At 40.8% G+C, this 15,625-nt stretch carries 14 protein-coding genes and 1 pseudogene; 7 read left to right on the forward strand and 8 right to left on the reverse strand.

The features are described 5' to 3' along the window. Positions 1-208: 208 nt before the first annotated feature. From G3T18_RS19585 to G3T18_RS19605, 5 genes are all read right to left on the reverse strand, one after another. Positions 209-838: a precorrin-8X methylmutase gene (locus G3T18_RS19585; RefSeq protein WP_224412273.1), complete on the reverse strand. Its 630-nt coding sequence runs from the start codon at positions 836-838 to the stop codon at positions 209-211. A gap of 261 nt (positions 839-1,099) precedes the next feature. Further along, complete coding sequence (locus G3T18_RS19590) at positions 1,100-1,903, reverse strand: TPM domain-containing protein (protein ID WP_224412274.1); 804 nt, start codon at positions 1,901-1,903, stop codon at positions 1,100-1,102. 285 nt (positions 1,904-2,188) lie between these two features. Beyond that, positions 2,189-2,704 (reverse strand): DUF948 domain-containing protein, encoded by a 516-nt coding sequence (locus tag G3T18_RS19595; protein WP_224412275.1) that lies wholly within the window; start codon positions 2,702-2,704, stop codon positions 2,189-2,191. Between the two features lie 15 nt (positions 2,705-2,719). Then, complete coding sequence (locus tag G3T18_RS19600; RefSeq protein ID WP_224412276.1) at positions 2,720-3,073, reverse strand: YtxH domain-containing protein; 354 nt, start codon at positions 3,071-3,073, stop codon at positions 2,720-2,722. 389 nt (positions 3,074-3,462) lie between these two features. Then, positions 3,463-3,798, reverse strand: a complete 336-nt coding sequence (locus tag G3T18_RS19605; RefSeq protein ID WP_224412277.1) for a hypothetical protein — start codon at positions 3,796-3,798, stop codon at positions 3,463-3,465. Positions 3,799-3,878: 80 nt separating this feature from the next. Between G3T18_RS19605 and G3T18_RS19610 the strand changes: the two genes are divergently transcribed. Both G3T18_RS19610 and G3T18_RS19615 read left to right on the forward strand, forming a co-directional pair. Beyond that, positions 3,879-4,796: an ABC transporter ATP-binding protein gene (locus G3T18_RS19610; RefSeq protein WP_224412278.1), complete on the forward strand. Its 918-nt coding sequence runs from the start codon at positions 3,879-3,881 to the stop codon at positions 4,794-4,796. Continuing rightward, positions 4,796-5,569: an ABC transporter permease gene (locus tag G3T18_RS19615; RefSeq protein WP_224412279.1), complete on the forward strand. Its 774-nt coding sequence runs from the start codon at positions 4,796-4,798 to the stop codon at positions 5,567-5,569. Before G3T18_RS19610 ends, G3T18_RS19615 begins: the two co-directional genes overlap by 1 nt. A 13-nt stretch (positions 5,570-5,582) precedes the next feature. Here G3T18_RS19615 and G3T18_RS19620 read toward each other — a convergent pair whose 3' ends face one another. Continuing rightward, complete coding sequence (locus tag G3T18_RS19620; protein ID WP_224412280.1) at positions 5,583-7,364, reverse strand: glycosyltransferase family 39 protein; 1,782 nt, start codon at positions 7,362-7,364, stop codon at positions 5,583-5,585. 151 nt (positions 7,365-7,515) lie between these two features. Here G3T18_RS19620 and G3T18_RS19625 point away from each other — a divergent pair, with 151 nt between their 5' ends. Then, positions 7,516-9,315, forward strand: a complete 1,800-nt coding sequence (locus G3T18_RS19625; RefSeq protein WP_224412281.1) for a sodium:solute symporter family protein — start codon at positions 7,516-7,518, stop codon at positions 9,313-9,315. Positions 9,316-9,428: 113 nt separating this feature from the next. On the opposite strand, the gene G3T18_RS19630 is transcribed toward G3T18_RS19625, so the two are convergent. Further along, a complete protein-coding gene (locus G3T18_RS19630) occupies positions 9,429-9,818 on the reverse strand; it encodes a RidA family protein (RefSeq protein WP_224412282.1) in 390 nt (129 codons plus the stop codon). A gap of 309 nt (positions 9,819-10,127) precedes the next feature. Here G3T18_RS19630 and ilvC point away from each other — a divergent pair, with 309 nt between their 5' ends. Next, the gene (gene ilvC / locus G3T18_RS19635) at positions 10,128-11,123 is read left to right on the forward strand and encodes a ketol-acid reductoisomerase (protein ID WP_224412283.1); all 996 of its coding nucleotides are present in this window, start codon (positions 10,128-10,130) and stop codon (positions 11,121-11,123) included. A gap of 61 nt (positions 11,124-11,184) precedes the next feature. Here the strand turns inward: ilvC and G3T18_RS19640 are convergent, their stop codons facing one another. Next, positions 11,185-11,400: a hypothetical protein gene (locus G3T18_RS19640; RefSeq protein WP_224412284.1), complete on the reverse strand. Its 216-nt coding sequence runs from the start codon at positions 11,398-11,400 to the stop codon at positions 11,185-11,187. A gap of 44 nt (positions 11,401-11,444) precedes the next feature. Here G3T18_RS19640 and G3T18_RS19645 point away from each other — a divergent pair. From G3T18_RS19645 to G3T18_RS19655, 3 genes and pseudogenes are all read left to right on the forward strand, one after another. Continuing rightward, positions 11,445-11,878, forward strand: a pseudogene (locus tag G3T18_RS19645) (RNA-guided endonuclease TnpB family protein); the annotation flags it as partial. Between the two features lie 259 nt (positions 11,879-12,137). Beyond that, a complete protein-coding gene (locus G3T18_RS19650) occupies positions 12,138-14,000 on the forward strand; it encodes an NAD(P)H-quinone oxidoreductase subunit F (RefSeq protein WP_224412285.1) in 1,863 nt (620 codons plus the stop codon). 65 nt (positions 14,001-14,065) lie between these two features. Then, entirely contained in the window at positions 14,066-15,625 is a 1,560-nt protein-coding gene (locus G3T18_RS19655) for an NADH-quinone oxidoreductase subunit M (protein ID WP_224412286.1), read from the forward strand.

Consider the following 15,625-nt stretch of genomic DNA (forward strand, 5'->3'; position numbering starts at 1 on the left):
GAATTACGGTGCGTAATTAGGGTGTGTAATTACGGTGCGTTTTTTTTAACCTACCAAGGGTTAAGCTAAGTTGAGTAACGTTACTCACCACTGATTTAGTAGCATCATTAACTACAGTCATACTTCAGGAGGTTAAAATGAGTAACACTTGAGGGAAATGGGTTTTTGTTACAACAAGAAAAGCTGAAAGCCTTACACTGTAAAGAGTCTAAAGAAGTAGTTTTGCTTCTTGTCCATAAGCTTGCCAAGCTAAATCTACTAAGCCATTCACAATTGCTGCGGCTACCACGGCGCTACCTTTACGTCCGTCAATGCGAATATGAGGAGTCAAAGAATCGTTTAGTCTTTCCTTGGCTACATCTGCACCGACAAAACCCGAAGGAGTACCAATTACCAAAGCAGGGCGAATTTCCTCCGCTTCAATTAACTCTACCAAAGCCGTCAGTGCGGTTTGTGCTTGACCAATGGCAAAAATTCCTTCTGGATAACGTCTGGCTAAAGTTTGTATTCCCCAAGCTGCCTGAGTTTTATACTTTTGGGGTCTAGTGAGAGTTTCCATACTGCAATAAACAGGATTAGCAAAAGTGTTTTGAATGCGAGGGGTAATGCCAACCTGTACCATTGGTACATCGACGACAATTGTCGTCCGAGCCGCCAAAGCTGCTGCTCCAGCTTGAAGGGCTCGTTCTGAAAAACGAATTAAAGATTTATATTCAAAATCAGCAGTTTCGTAGATTACTCGACGAACAATTTCGTATTCTGCCGGAGAAAAAATATGTTCGCCAATTTCCCTATCGATAATTGCCAGACTTTGAGCATCGGTTGAATGCCATTCCATTTTTTCTTTTGCTCGCCTAATCGATATTCACTCGATCTTAAGAATAGCTTTGATTGAGTACCGTGGCGATCGCGATTATAACTGGGAAACATTCACTAAAATCAATTTGAGCTTGTCGAGAGAAAGCATGAAGGAAGCAATTTAATTCACTTTTTTGTTAAATTGTCAAGACTATCTATTAACCATTTTTTACTTTTGAGACTTTAGTCCTTCATGCGGAAATATTTTCTCTACAAGCACCAAAAAAGCACTAATAGTTAACTAGGTTTCAGAAGTAGTAGACTGATTTACTACTGGTGAAAGGTAAGCAACTAAAGCACCGAGAACAAAACCGATAATATTACGGAACAAAGGTAAAAACTCCGAGGTACGTGTAACCACGGGTCCAATACCGAACGCCACGAACAAAATTCCCCATAAAGGAGAGAAAATCAAAGCCCACTGCCAAGCAACGATTTGATTTTTTTTGCGCGGAATGGCAGCTAAACCGAAAACTACCCCGCCAATAACTGAAGTTATCAGTGTCAGAATCCATTGTTCTCGCGGTAGTCCGGGAACTACGCCACAGCCGCCCTTACTCAGACATTGCTTAACTACATCTAAAGATTTGGCGATTGAGTTATTTTCGCCGTTGTCCCGAACAAAGTAAAGATTGCCGAAGCGGGTTTGTAACTCTACCCAAAAAGTCCGAGGTAGCAGTTGATAAACATCATCGCCAACGTTGAAAGCTAGGAGATTACCTCCTCTACCGTCTGCTACGAGTAAAACACTTTTATCATCAAGTCCCCAATAATTTTTTACTGCTCGACCTGGGGTTTGGTCGTATTGGGTTAGTACCCGTAACTTCCAACCTGTTTGGGCTTCAAAATTTTTAATCTCTTGGGCGAGGGTTTCTTCCTGAAGCGAGGGTAGGAAGTTAGCTAAATCGATAATCGGGGTTTCGTAGTTTGGTAGTAACTCTGGATTATCGAATGCCCAGGCTGCGGGGGCAACTGCCCAAGTAGATAAAGCCAGAACTAAGGCGGCTACGGATAATAAAAGTCTTTTGAGAAAACGATGCTGCATGGTTGTGCTAACTAAATTTTTCCAAGTGAACCACAAGTTTGTGAAAAAGTATGAGATTCTTTACAGTTTTTTACCTTATTTTAATCTTAATTAAAAATTGAAAAAAATCTAGGCTAGGTGAGATTACTCTTGGTTTTCTCCTCAAGTAGGCAGGTGAAAGGGGTTTTGCGTCGGTCTGGCGAGCAAAAGCTTTAATGCACAAAAAAAGATAAATGTCAACTATTAAATGATAGAGACAGGAAAAATGATGTCTATAGGTTAAGAAATATAAAGAAAGAGGAGAGATTAATCCTCATAGCGAGGAGAGCGATCGCCAGTTTCAGTATCTCCCGACGAGCGATCGCTTTGACTTCGTGGTGCAGGATAAGTTGGTGGAGGAGACTCTAAAATCGCACTCTCTCTTGCCCTCATTGCTTCCAGAGAACGACGTTTAGGCGTAGGACGCTTAAACGTTTGCCATGCGGCTTTCATGCCAGCCATAACGCTTTTAGTGCCAACTTGGACATTACTCGCCTGCTTTTTCGCCACACTGAGACTATCATCAACTTGCTTAACCACTCCAGAAGCATTTCTCACACCTTGATTAATATCATCAGTCAACTCACTAATTTCCAAACCAGTCAAGCGTATAGCTTCCAGAGTCGGAGGAAACTCTCGGCGGAGAGTATCAAATAATTTTTCTGCACTGCGGGCTGCCCGTCCCAATTCTTGTAGGGCAGGTAAGGCTGCTATTAACACAGCAGTTAAGCTGACTGCGACTAGCAGAATCGACAGTCCGAGCCAAAATAAAGGGTCAATCACACTCTTGGTAGTCTATCAATCGTTATCAGAAACACTAGAAGTAGCAGAGGAATCAGAAGAAACTTCGCGGGAATGCTTAATTTGTTGAGCTTCGAGTTGAGTAGCCTCAACTCCCGCCGCGATCGCTTCGCGAAGTCGAGTTAGCGTATCGTCCCAATTGTGCAATGCTGATTCTGAGAGACGATCTGCTTGTAACTGCACGCTGCTTGACAAATCCTCTGCTAACTCTGGTAAAGCATCAGCAGATTTTTTGATTAGCTGTCTGGTTTCTCTCCCCGTGCGAGGAGCAACTAACAAACCGATTATAGTGCCAAGGGTACTGCCGACCACCATACCCCCAACGAATGCTCCTAAATTTTTTTTTGACATATTCTGCTTTCTGGTGCTGTTTACCGATAATTTTAGTGGGGATTGGGGAGGAGGGGATTGGGGAGGAGGGGATTGGGCATTGGGGAGGAGGGGACTGGGTTCAGTTATCAGTGAACAGTTACCAGTGAACAGTTACCAGGGAACAGTTACCAGGGAACAGTTACCAGTTAACAGTTACCAGTTAACAGTTTATTCCCTAATTCCTCCAAGTCTTCCCCCTCTTCCTTGTCCCCCAAGTCTCTAATCTCTACGGATAACTGATAACTGGTCACTGAAAACCCCCTCTTCCTTGTCCCCCAAGTCTCTAATCTCTACGGATAACTGATCGCTGAAAACCCCCTCTTCCTTGTCCCCCAAGTCTCTAATCTCTACGGATAACTGATAACTGTTCACTGAAACCCCCTGCGTCGTCTTGACAAAAACTGTCCTCGTCGATTTTGTCGCCGGAAAACCGTTAATCCTAGACTTAAAACTGTTAAAAGTAGTTGCACTCGTTGCAGTTGAACCTGTAGTTTCTGATAGCGTCCTCTCAGATTACTGGTTCCTTTCTGTCCAAGATAAATAAAGTAAGGGGCAGAATGAAAGATATTATAGATGCTACGCTCAACGTTATTCAGGGTAATTGTCACTTGTGCGAGTACCCGACGGATTTTCCAGATACGCCAAGCAAGATAAAGATTTATAACAGCAATCAGTAGATTGCAAACGACAACTAAGGTCAGCATTTTTCCTTTCTTCCATCTGCACGTACCAGCACTATCTCTGGCAAGCTGATTGATTATAGACTACAGCACAAACCAGACAGATGAAAGCACTAGAAGTTAATAGTATCAGTAAGAGTTACCGTCAGGGTGGACAATTGGTTAAGGCTGTGCGTGGGGTTTCTTTATCTCTCAAAGCTGGAGAAGTTCTTGCCTTTCTGGGTGCCAATGGTGCAGGAAAAACGACGACAATTAAAATTATTGCTGGCTTGATCGAACCAGATACGGGTTGGGTGAATATTGCTGGAGACGATCCCCATCGTAACCCAAAAGCTTTGCGCCGTCTGGGTGCTGTGTTGGAAGGAAATCGTAATCTTTACTGGCGATTGACTCCGGAGGAAAATTTAGAATATTTTGGCATTCTCAAGGGTTTAAGTCGGAGTGTGGCGCGTCGTCGTGCGAAAAATCTTTTAGATCGTTTTGAGTTGATGGATAAGCGCCAAATGACGGTACAAACTCTGTCGCGAGGGATGCAGCAAAAACTGGCGATCGCTACTGCCTTGATTCATAATCCTAGTTTACTACTTCTTGACGAGCCTACTTTGGGCTTAGATGTGGAAGCTACTCAAAATGTGAAAATGTTGGTGCGAGAAATTGCTAAGGCTGGATGTGCAATTTTGTTGACTACTCACCAACTCGATCTTGCTGAAGAACTTTCCCATCGGGTTGCTATCATCCAAAAGGGAGAAATTGTTGCTCAAGCTTCTACTCGCGAATTAATTAAACGCTTTTCTAGTGCGGCTTACACAATTGAAGTGGAAGGGGAATTAGATTTAATTCAATTGCAAGTTGTTGAAGCTCTCGGCGCGATCGTCCAAAATAATTCTATTATTTATGTACGAGGAAATCAAAGACTCTATGGTGTTTTACAAGTTCTTAAACCCTTGCCTTTACTCAAGGTTAAAAAGGACGGAAATAACTTGACAGAAATTTTTTTACAATTAATCCGAGAGCGTTCGTAATGCTGGAGTTATTTTGGGCTGAGTTTCGTCGCAGTTGGATTGAATTTATTCGTTATCCAATGGAGGCTGTAGGAGGTATTTTTGTTACTACGACTATCTTTTATGGCTTATTTTTGGGTGCCAAATATGTTGCTGGTGCTAGTTTTACTTTGGGCGATCGCTTGGAGGCGATTGTAATTGGTTACGTGCTTTGGACCTTGGTATTGTTTGTAATTAATAATACTGCGATCGGATTACAACATGAAGCGCAAACAGGTACTTTAGAACAAATTTTTCTCTCTCCTTTTGGTGCAACTACTGTGTTTTTGGTTCGCGCGATCGCTTCGTTAATTTTACAGTTGCTTATTGAAGTTATCATTTTAGCAATTATTATCGTTTTAACTGGTTCAAAAATAGAATTTCCTTTGATTTTATTTTTGCCTTTATTAACTGTTTTGATGGGGGCTTATGGTTTAGCTTTTATTATGGGAGCTTTGGCTTTATTATTCAAACGAGTGCAACAGTTGCTTGGTTTATTTCAGTTTACTTTATTATTTTTATTGGCAACTCCTACGGAAACTTTGCCAAAATTTGGACAATTTTTATTTAACTTATTACCAATGACGTTAGGGGCAAATTTACTTCGAGATTTGATGGCAAGAAGTGAAAGTATTAATTGGTTAGAATTAAGTTCGGCTTTGGTTAATGGGTTGATTTATTTAGCTATGGGTTTATTGATTTTTCGTTGGGGTGAAAGAGAGGTAAAAAAGCGGGGCAATTTAGGTGGTTATTAACTTGAATTTAGCTCTAATTATCGCGAATTTTTGTTTGCATATTATCTATTTCTGGACAGTGATAAAGTTGATAATTATAACCGTCAATACTGGGAAAATCTCGCAGATCGATAACGCAGCTATTAAATTCTACTGGTGCATGAAAATTGATTAACCATAAGTCTAGAGGACGTGGAAGTTGTTTGAGAGTTTTTTTGAGAGTTTGTGCTGCTTTTCGATCGCCTTTATAGTTTTGATTTGCTAGTAAGAAATTGACTTTTTCTGCAAAAGAATATTCTTTTAATTCCCAAGCAATACCCATCATTTCTCCTGTTTGCACAAGGGTTTGTTGACTAGTAGTAATTAAAGCTGGTACTTGGGAAGATTCTGCTAAAATTGGGAGAAATAAATCTGGACGATAATATTTTTGATAGCCTAAATTAGCGCTAACAGTTATCCCTCCGAATAATCCCATTAACCAAATAATTACGATGGCAATTTTGCCTGGATCGATCGTCCAAGATTGATTGGCTAGTTTATTTAATAACCAATTATTTGAAGTATCGCTGAGTTGGAATTTTTGCCAATAAACAGCTAGAGATGCACCTAATAAAACGATGACTGCGGGAAAATAAACGAAGTTATATCTTGCACCTCTGGTGATGTCGATACCAAGAAAATAAGTAATGGCAAAAAATATAGCGATCGCGCCGCACGCGAAACCAGCTAAAATAATTATAGGTAAGCGAAAATCCCTTTGCTGCCATTGTTGTTTAATTCCATGATATAAAATTGGAATAGCCCAAATTAAAAAGCAAAGCATCGCTGCACCAGAGATAATTACTATCGTTAAAGATGATGCTTCTACTGGTAGCAAAGTTAGCATAGTAATCCACGCAGCAAGTGCCTGAAAAGGCGGATTAATAATTGCCCAAATATTGCTAGAATCGTTTTTAATCCAATCAGTCATTTCGCTACCGTAGTCTTGGGGAATGAATTTACCAAGCCAAATTAAACCAGTAATAATTGTTCCGATAGCAGCGATGCTGAGACGATAGCAATTTTTGAGGATTCCTGCATAATAATTTTCAGCTTGGCTAGTTCTCATTTGAGATAATAATAAAACGAATAAAGCAATTGCTTCTGCTAAAAGAGTTAAAGTAAAAAAATAATGAATAGTAATTCCCAAACTATTAATCGCTATCCACAAGAATACCAACCAAAACGGTATTTTTTGACCTAACCAAATACGCCTAGCAGCCACGACAAGGCAAGTAAGACTAAAAATAACAAAAACTGTCGCCAAACTGTAATGACGGGCTTCCTGGGCGAGAAAAATGCCGTAGGGAGAAACTGCCATCATCGCCGCAGCTAACTGGGCGACGACGAGGGAACGAAAAGCTAATTTTGCCAGTCCAAAAGTAGCGGGGATTGAAATAACTCCAAACAAAGCAGGTAGCGATCGCGCCGCCCACAAAGAAAGATATCCTTGATTAGTGGGAAAAAGTTGCTGCCACCAATGAACCAAAATAAAATAAACTGGCGGATGGTTGTCACGAAATCGTAAAAGGGAGATAACGTCACCAATATTAGCGTTAGGGTTAGGTTGTAGCGGTTTTAATAGGGTTTCCAGTGAAATAACCTGATTTAAAGGTACTTCTTGATAGCTATTTCCTAAACTAAACACCATTGTGGCAAATTCGTCAGTCCAAGGTGATTTCCCGGTTAAATTAGCAAAACGCAAAATTGTACCGAGAAAAATCCAGAGTAAAAGTAAGAAAATATGTAACCAGCGATTTTGATTTAGAGGTTTCAACTTGCTTTCGGGGAACTAAATGTACTTTAATTGTTTTTCTAGCGTCTCGTGACTGTTGAGAAAACTGAAAATGTTCCGATTTTGACAAGACGATCTCGAATCTAGTTTATCTGTTTGTTGCCGCTTGATAGCTTGCGGGAGAGGATTATTAATGAGATTAATTGATTGGTTAATTGTACTGCTGTACTTGTTATTGACGATGGGTTTGGGGATTTACCTGTCTCGTCGTGGGTCGAAAAGTTTGGTAGATTTTTTTGTATCGGGGCGATCGCTACCTTGGTGGTTAGCGGGGACGAGTATGGCTGCGACGACTTTTTCGATCGATACTCCTTTGTATATTGCCGGAGTTGTGGCTAGTCGCGGTATTGCTGGTAACTGGGAATGGTGGAGTTTTGCGATCGCGCATATTGTTCTCATTTACATTTTCTCACGTTTGTGGCGGCGATCGGAAGTTGTTACTGATGCTGAGTTAACGGAAATTCGCTATGGCGGCAAAATGGCGGCAATTTTACGCGCTACGAAGGCTTTTTTGTTTGCTGTACCCATTAATTGTATCGGCATTGGCTACGCAATGTTGGCAATGATTAAGGTTGTCGATGCTTTGGAATTATGGCAAAGTTTGGGTATCGAACCGGGAAATAATCTGAAAATTTTAAGTGTCATTGGTATTAGTATTTTAGTGCTAGTTTATTCGGGTTTTTCTGGTTTGTGGGGTGTTGTTGCCACAGATTTTTTCCAATTTTTCCTGGCTTTATTCGGCGCAATTGTCGTGGCTATTTTTGCTGTTAATAGTGTCGGCGGAATTCATGCACTTATTCCCGCAGTCCAACAAGCAACGGAACAAGATGTTCTCTCTTTAATTCCTTTTAGTTTCCAAAATGGCGGTTTGACTTGGAGTGACACAGCAGGAATTACAGCTACTACCTTTTCGGCTTACGTTTTTGTCCAATGGTGGTCATTTCGGCGCAGTGATGGCGGTGGCGAATTCGTCCAACGTTTGGCGGCGGCTAAAGATGAAGCCGAGGCAGAAAAAGCAGCCTGGTTCTTTAATATTTTGCACTATATTGTGCGTACTTGGCCCTGGATTATTGTCGCTTTAGTGGCAATTATAATTTATCCGAATTTAGAAGATCCAGAGTTAGGTTATCCTAAATTAATGCTTGACTTTTTGCCACCAATAATGTTGGGATTAGTTGTAGCTTCTTTAGTAGCGGCGTTTATGAGTACCGTTTCCACTTCAATTAACTGGGGTGCTTCTTATCTTACCAACGACCTTTATTTGCGCTTTATTAAGCCTGATGCTACTCAAGCCGAGTTAGTTTATGTCGGACGGATAGCGTCAATTTTAGTAACAGTTTTAGGCGCGATCGCAGCTTTTTATGCTACAGATGTAGCTACGGTGTTTCGTCTCGTGATTGCGATCGGTACAGGACCTGGTTTAGTCTTAATTTTACGTTGGTTTTGGTGGCGAGTTAATGCCGCAGCCGAATTAGCCGCAATGTTAGGTGGTTTTTTTGTTGGTTTGATAACAACTTTTTTTGCTGGATTTAACGATATTTTTGCCGATTTTGGCTTACGTTTGCTAGTAATTTCTGGGACTACAGCGCTACTTTGGATTACAGTTATGTTGCTGACACCACCAGAATCAGATGATACTTTAGATGAATTTTATCGCCGCGTCCGCCCTGGTGGTTGGGGTTGGAAACGTCAGCAAGAACGCACTGGTTTACAACCCGTACAAAAGTTAAGTTTAGATATTCTCCGTGTGGTTGTGGCTACTTTTGCTTTATTTGGCGCAATGTTCGCTATTGGTGGCTTTTTGTTATTAGAACCAGTTACAGGTTGGGTATCTTTAATTATTGGCGTTGTCGCTTCGTTTTGGTTACGTCAACTTAGTAAGAAAAAAGTCATGCCAATGCCTAGACCTGGATTAGATGATAGTGATTGGTAATTGGTGATTGGTGATTGGTGATTGGGGATTGGGGATTGGGGACTGGGTAATTAGGAAATAGATAGGATAAACTGGTAATTGGTAACTGGTAAATGTTCTCTGTTCACTGAAATTTACTCACCACAATAGACAATCAAATCGATTTCGATATCACCTAAGCCAGCTAAACTGATAATTCCTACCGTGGTTCGACTGGGAAACTTACTAGGCTGAAAGTAAGAGGCGTAAATCTCGTTAACTGTTTGATAATAACGAAAATCAGTGACGAAAATTCGCGCCATAACTACTCGGTCAAAATCGGTTCCTGCGTGGGTTAAAACTCGCTTTAAATTTTCCATGACTAGCTGAGTTTGTTCGGCAATTGTACCTTTGATGATTTCTCCGGTTTCAGGATTTTCTGGTAATTGTCCCGTCACAAACAGAAAATCACCTGCTTTGACCGCGTGGGAATAAGGAGCAACCGGAGGTAAAATATTGTCAGGTAGTGTAATATATTGCAGCATTTTTAATCCTGTTACTTCAGAAAATTTAAAGTAAGAATTGATGATTTTTGCCTAACGATAAGTTAAGCAAAATCATGAAAGTATTAAGTTATTAATAGTAACATGAGCTTTGCTGAGAAAAATCATGATTTAAGAAAGTTGATTCTCTTGGTTCAGTGTGTCACAGTTATGGAGACAGTGGAAAAAAAAGAGAACGCGATCGCTTCGTGACGCTGAGATAAATTTTTTTATTGATTACTTACTTTCTCTTTTTGAGATATAATAATAAATTTGCAGTATAATCACGCTTGCACGAAAGGAGACAGCTTTATGGCTCGGATGTACTACGACGAAGACGCTAATTTAGACTTACTTACAGGCAAAACAATTGCAATTATTGGTTATGGTTCTCAGGGTCACGCTCACGCCCTTAATCTTAAAGATAGTGGCATGAATGTCATTGTCGGGCTGTACCCAGGCAGTAAATCTGCTCAAAAAGCAGAAGCAGCAGGATTAAAAGTACACACTGTTGCAGAAGCGGCTAAAGCAGCAGATTTAATTATGATTTTGCTGCCTGATGAAGTGCAGAAAACAGTATATAAAAATGAAATTGAACCTAATTTGCAAGCAGGCAATATTTTAGCTTTTGCTCATGGTTTTAACATTCATTTCGCACAAGTTGTACCGCCACCAGACGTAGATGTAATCATGGTTGCGCCCAAAGGACCGGGACATTTGGTCAGACGTACTTACGAACAAGGACAAGGAGTTCCTTGTTTATTTGCTGTCTTTCAAGATGCCACAGGTCAGGCACGCGATCGCGCGATGGCTTATGCTAAAGGTATCGGTGGTACTCGCGGTGGTATCCTCGAAACGAGTTTCCGAGAAGAAACAGAAACCGATCTTTTTGGCGAACAAGCTGTTCTTTGTGGCGGTTTAAGTGCTTTAATCAAAGCAGGTTTTGAAACTTTAGTTGCTGCTGGTTATCAACCCGAATTAGCTTATTTTGAATGCCTACATGAAGTTAAATTAATTGTTGATTTAATTGTTGAAGGCGGATTAGCTAATATGCGCGATAGTATCTCTAATACTGCTGAATATGGAGATTACACTCGCGGTCCGCGTATCGTTACCGATGAAACTCGCGCCGAAATGCGGAAAATTCTCCAAGAAATTCAATCCGGTCAATTTGCCCGCGAATTTGTCTTAGAAAATCAAGCAGGTAAACCCGGATTTACTGCGATGCGTCGTCAAGAAGCCGAACATCCAATTGAAGATGTTGGTAAAGATTTGCGCGCAATGTTTAGCTGGATGAAAAACAAGTAGTTACTAATGGGTGAGTGTCAAGAATTTTTCACTCACCCACTCGCTTTCAATAAAGACACAATTATCGTTTGTTATCTACTTCTTCTACAGCTTTTTCAGTTCGTTCATTAGGATTGGTAAATTCTTTATCGGGGAATAAACCAACAATAAATTGATTAATACTTTGGCGAGTATTTTTACTAGCCTTACCTAAAGATCCCGGCAGGACAGTATCGCCAATCCCGATAAACAGTAACACCAAAATACCGATAATCGTCCACAGATTTTTAGAACGCATAACCGCCTCCTGTACGAGGGGACTACTTCTCCTTTATTTTATCTCATAAACTTTCTCGTAGGATTGTTGACGAAAACCAAGTCAAAGTGACAGAAGACCTCAACGTTAAAGGCATGATGAAAAACCATTGTCTAGCGAAAGCTATCGGACAAGTAGGATAGGGAATGTTCATGACTATGCTTAAATATAAAGCAGAGAATGACGGCAAAACTTACATCGAAGTTGAGAGATTTTCCCTAGTTCTCAGACTTGCCATGTGCGTCTCAATCAGGTAGGTAGCTTACCTCTTGATATCAGACAATGGACTTACCAAAACTGCCAAACAACACACGACAGAGATATCAATGCAGCAATTTCTCTCAGAGACGAGGGACTACGAATTTTGACCTGCGGGACGCAGGATCGAGCCTATCGTCAGGCTGTAAGTCGTAGTAAGAGAGGACGCAAGAAATCTACTACTACGCTAGTCTCTGGGTAGGAAGCCCGTGCTGTACGTTTGCGTCAGCGTTGCGTAGTTCACCAGATACCTATGGCAATGGCCGCGATCGCTACTATCAAAATTATTTATCTTCGGGATTACCTAATTGTTTTATATCTATCTTTACTTTGTCAACCATAGGTATTAATCTATATATTAGAGCGATCGATCCCCAACAGCGAACTTAGTTAGGAAAACTAATCGCTGTCATTAGATAAATTTATCGATCGAGTTTAATCAGACAAGCAGAGGTAAATTGATGACACAAATTTTCAGCCAGACAGTCTGGTTGGTTCCTTGCTATGCCTTAATAGGAGCAATTCTCGCCTTACCTTGGTCGCCGGGAATAATTAGCAAAACCGGACCCAGACCAGCAGGATATATTAACATTTTGATGACATTTTTCGCGTTAGTTCACAGTGTATTTGCCTGGAGCGAAACTTGGAAACAACCAGCAAGAGAATTGTCATTTAGTTGGCTTCATGCTGCTAGTTTAAACATAAATTTAGAATTAGAAATTTCCTCATTAACTATCGGCGGGTTAATTTTAGTCACAGGGATGAATTTACTCGCTCAAATTTACGCAATCGGCTACATGGAAATGGATTGGGGCTGGGCGCGTTTCTACTCCCTCTTAGCATTATTTGAAGCGGGAATGTGTACTTTAATGATTTGTAATTCCCTCTTCTTTAGTTATGTAATGCTCGAAATTCTTACCCTAGGAACTTATTTATTAATTGGCTTTTGGTTTAATCAATCTTTAGTAGTAACTGGAGCGAGAGATGCTTTTTTAACCAAGCGGGTAGGAGATTTATTTCTGTTAATGGGAGTAGTTGCCTTGCTACCTTTAGCAGGAACTTGGAACTTTGATAAATTAGCAGCTTGGGCAGAAACCGTAAATCTAGATCCGAAAGTAGCAACATTATTAAGTTTAGCTTTAGTTGCCGGACCTTTAGGTAAATGCGCTTTATTTCCCTTACATTTGTGGTTAGATGAAGCAATGGAAGGACCTATTCCGGCGACAATTTTGCGGAACAGTGTCGTCGTTTCCACAGGTGCGTGGGTGTTGATCAAAATTCAACCAGTAATTGCTTTATCACCCATTGGTACAGACATAGAAATTTTTATCGGCGCAGTCACCGCCATCGGTGCATCCTTAATTGCCATTGCTCAAATCGATCTTAAGCGATCGCTGTCTTACTCGGTTAGTGCTTACATGGGTTTGACGTTCGTCGCCATAGGTACAGGACAATTGGAAACCGCCCTAGTTTTACTTTTCACCTATTGTGTAGCAATGGGATTATTAGTAATGAGTATCGGCGGTATAGTTTTGAATAATATCGCCCAAGATTTAACTCAATATGGCGGTTTATGGTCGCGTCGTCCTATTTCCGGTATTTGTTATTTAGTCGGCGCAGCTTCTTTAATAGGTTTACCACCATTAGGAGGTTTTTGGGCGCTAGTACAAATGACAAATAACCTCTGGCAAACTCAACCTTGGTTAGCAGGAGTAGTATTAATAGTTAATGGCTTAACTGCTTTCAGCGTCACCCGTAAATTTGGACTAATTTTTACCGGAAAACCCAAACAAATGACCGTGCGATCGCCAGAAGGTTTGTGGGCATTAGTTTTACCAATGACAATTTTAATGGGATTTGCTCTCCACGTTCCCTTGCTTTTGTCCCAAGGGAATTTGTTACCTGAATGGGGAAGTTTAGCAAAGGGAGCAATTATTAGTTTAATTGTTTCTTCAGTAGTTGGTTGCGGACTCAGTGCCTCGATTTATGGCAACGAAAACTGGCAAAAACCAGTGCAATTGCGTCCGAAATTTGTTCAAGACTTTTTCGCCTACGACCTTTATACCGCGCAAATTTATCGCCTGACAATTGTCTTCATTGTTGACTTAGTTTCTAAGCTAATCTATTGGTTCGATCGCTACATTGTTGATGGCTTCGTTAATTTTATTGGCTTAGTAACAATTTTTAGCGGTCAAACTTTAAAATACAACGTTTCCGGTCAAACTCAATTTTACGTGCTTTCGATTTTAGTCGGAATAGCACTTTTAGTCGCTTGGATTTCTTTTCCTGTTTTATCTCAACTTTCTAGCTTATTAGGTGGCTAGATATTCTTCGAGACGCGCCACGGCGCGTCCCGACATCAGTTACTAAAAAAAAACAAAGGATTATTATGCTCAGTGTCTTACTTTGGTTGCCCATTTTGGGGGCAATAATTGTCGGGATATTACCGCAAAAAATGCCGCTCGATCGTTTACGTCAAGTAGCAGCCGCTTTCGCGATCGCTATTTTCGGTTGGACGATTTTCCTCTTAACCCAGTTCGATCTCAACACTCCCGGATTACAATTTAGTGAATATCTCAATTGGGCAGAACCGATTGGTTTAAGCTACAGCTTAGGCGTTGATGGTTTATCTTTACCCTTAATAGCTTTAGGTGGTTTTCTCACCTGGATCGCAATTTATAGCAAAGGCGATAAACTAGAACGTCCTCGACTTTATTATGCGTTAGTTCTGCTCGTATATGCAGGAATTGCTGGCGCATTAATGGCGCAAAATCTGTTGCTTTTCGTCCTCTTTTATGAATTAGAACTGATTCCCTTTTACCTTTTAATCGGTATTTGGGGAGGAGAAAAGCGCGGCTATGCAGCCATCAAATTTTTACTTTATACAGCAGTTTCAGGACTTTTAGTCTTAGCTGCTTTCTTGGGAATCACTTTTCTCAGCGAGTCTACCAGCTTCGACTACGAGACAATCACTACCCAAGGATTAGGGTTAAAAACCCAATTAATTTTACTAACAGCATTACTAATTGGTTTTGGCATTAAAATTCCCTTAGTTCCTTTACATACTTGGATGCCAGATGCTTATGTAGAATCTTCACCAGCAGTAGCAATTTTAATGGGAGGAATTCTGGCAAAATTAGGAACTTACGGCTTAATTCGCTTCGGTTTACAACTATTTCCCGACACTTGGTACTTAGTTGCACCCGGATTAGCCGTTATCGGGACAGTTAGCGTCATTTACGGTGCGTTAAGCGCGATCGCGCAAAAAGATATCAAGCGCATGGTAGCATACAGCTCCATCGGTCACATGGGCTATATTTTAGTCGCGGCGGCTGCGGGAACCGAGCTCAGCATTTTGGGTGCAGTAGCGCAAATGATTAGTCACGGACTAATTTTAGCTTTACTATTTCATTTAGTAGGAATTGTTGAACGCAAAACTGGTACTCGCGAGTTAAACGTTCTCAATGGTTTAATGAATCCAATTCGCGGCTTACCTTTAACTAGCGCTTTGTTAATTAGTGCAGGAATGGCAAGTGCTGGTATTCCTGGATTAGTCGGTTTTGCGGCTGAATTTATTGTTTTCCAAGGTAGTTTCTCCCGCTTTCCTCTACCAACTTTACTCTGTATTATTGCCTCTGGATTGACAGCAGTTTATTTTGTAATTCTGCTTAACCGTACCTGCTTCGGCAAGTTAGATAATGACCTCGCATATTACGGGAAAACAGGTTGGTCAGAACGCATTCCCGCTTTGATTTTAACTGTGACTATTTTTGCTTTAGGAATTCAACCAAATTGGTTAGTACGTTGGATTGAACCAACTACTAATCGCTTAGTTGCTGCTATTAATACGAACGTTCAAGTAGCAACTAGCAAACCAATCAATTCGCATTTTTTAAATTTCCCTAAAAATGAAGAAGTTAAGGCTTTAGCTAGGGAAAAAGCGGGTTAA

It is taken from the genome of Oscillatoria salina IIICB1 (assembly GCF_020144665.1).
In the GTDB taxonomy this organism is placed as follows: Bacteria; Cyanobacteriota; Cyanobacteriia; order Cyanobacteriales; family SIO1D9; genus IIICB1.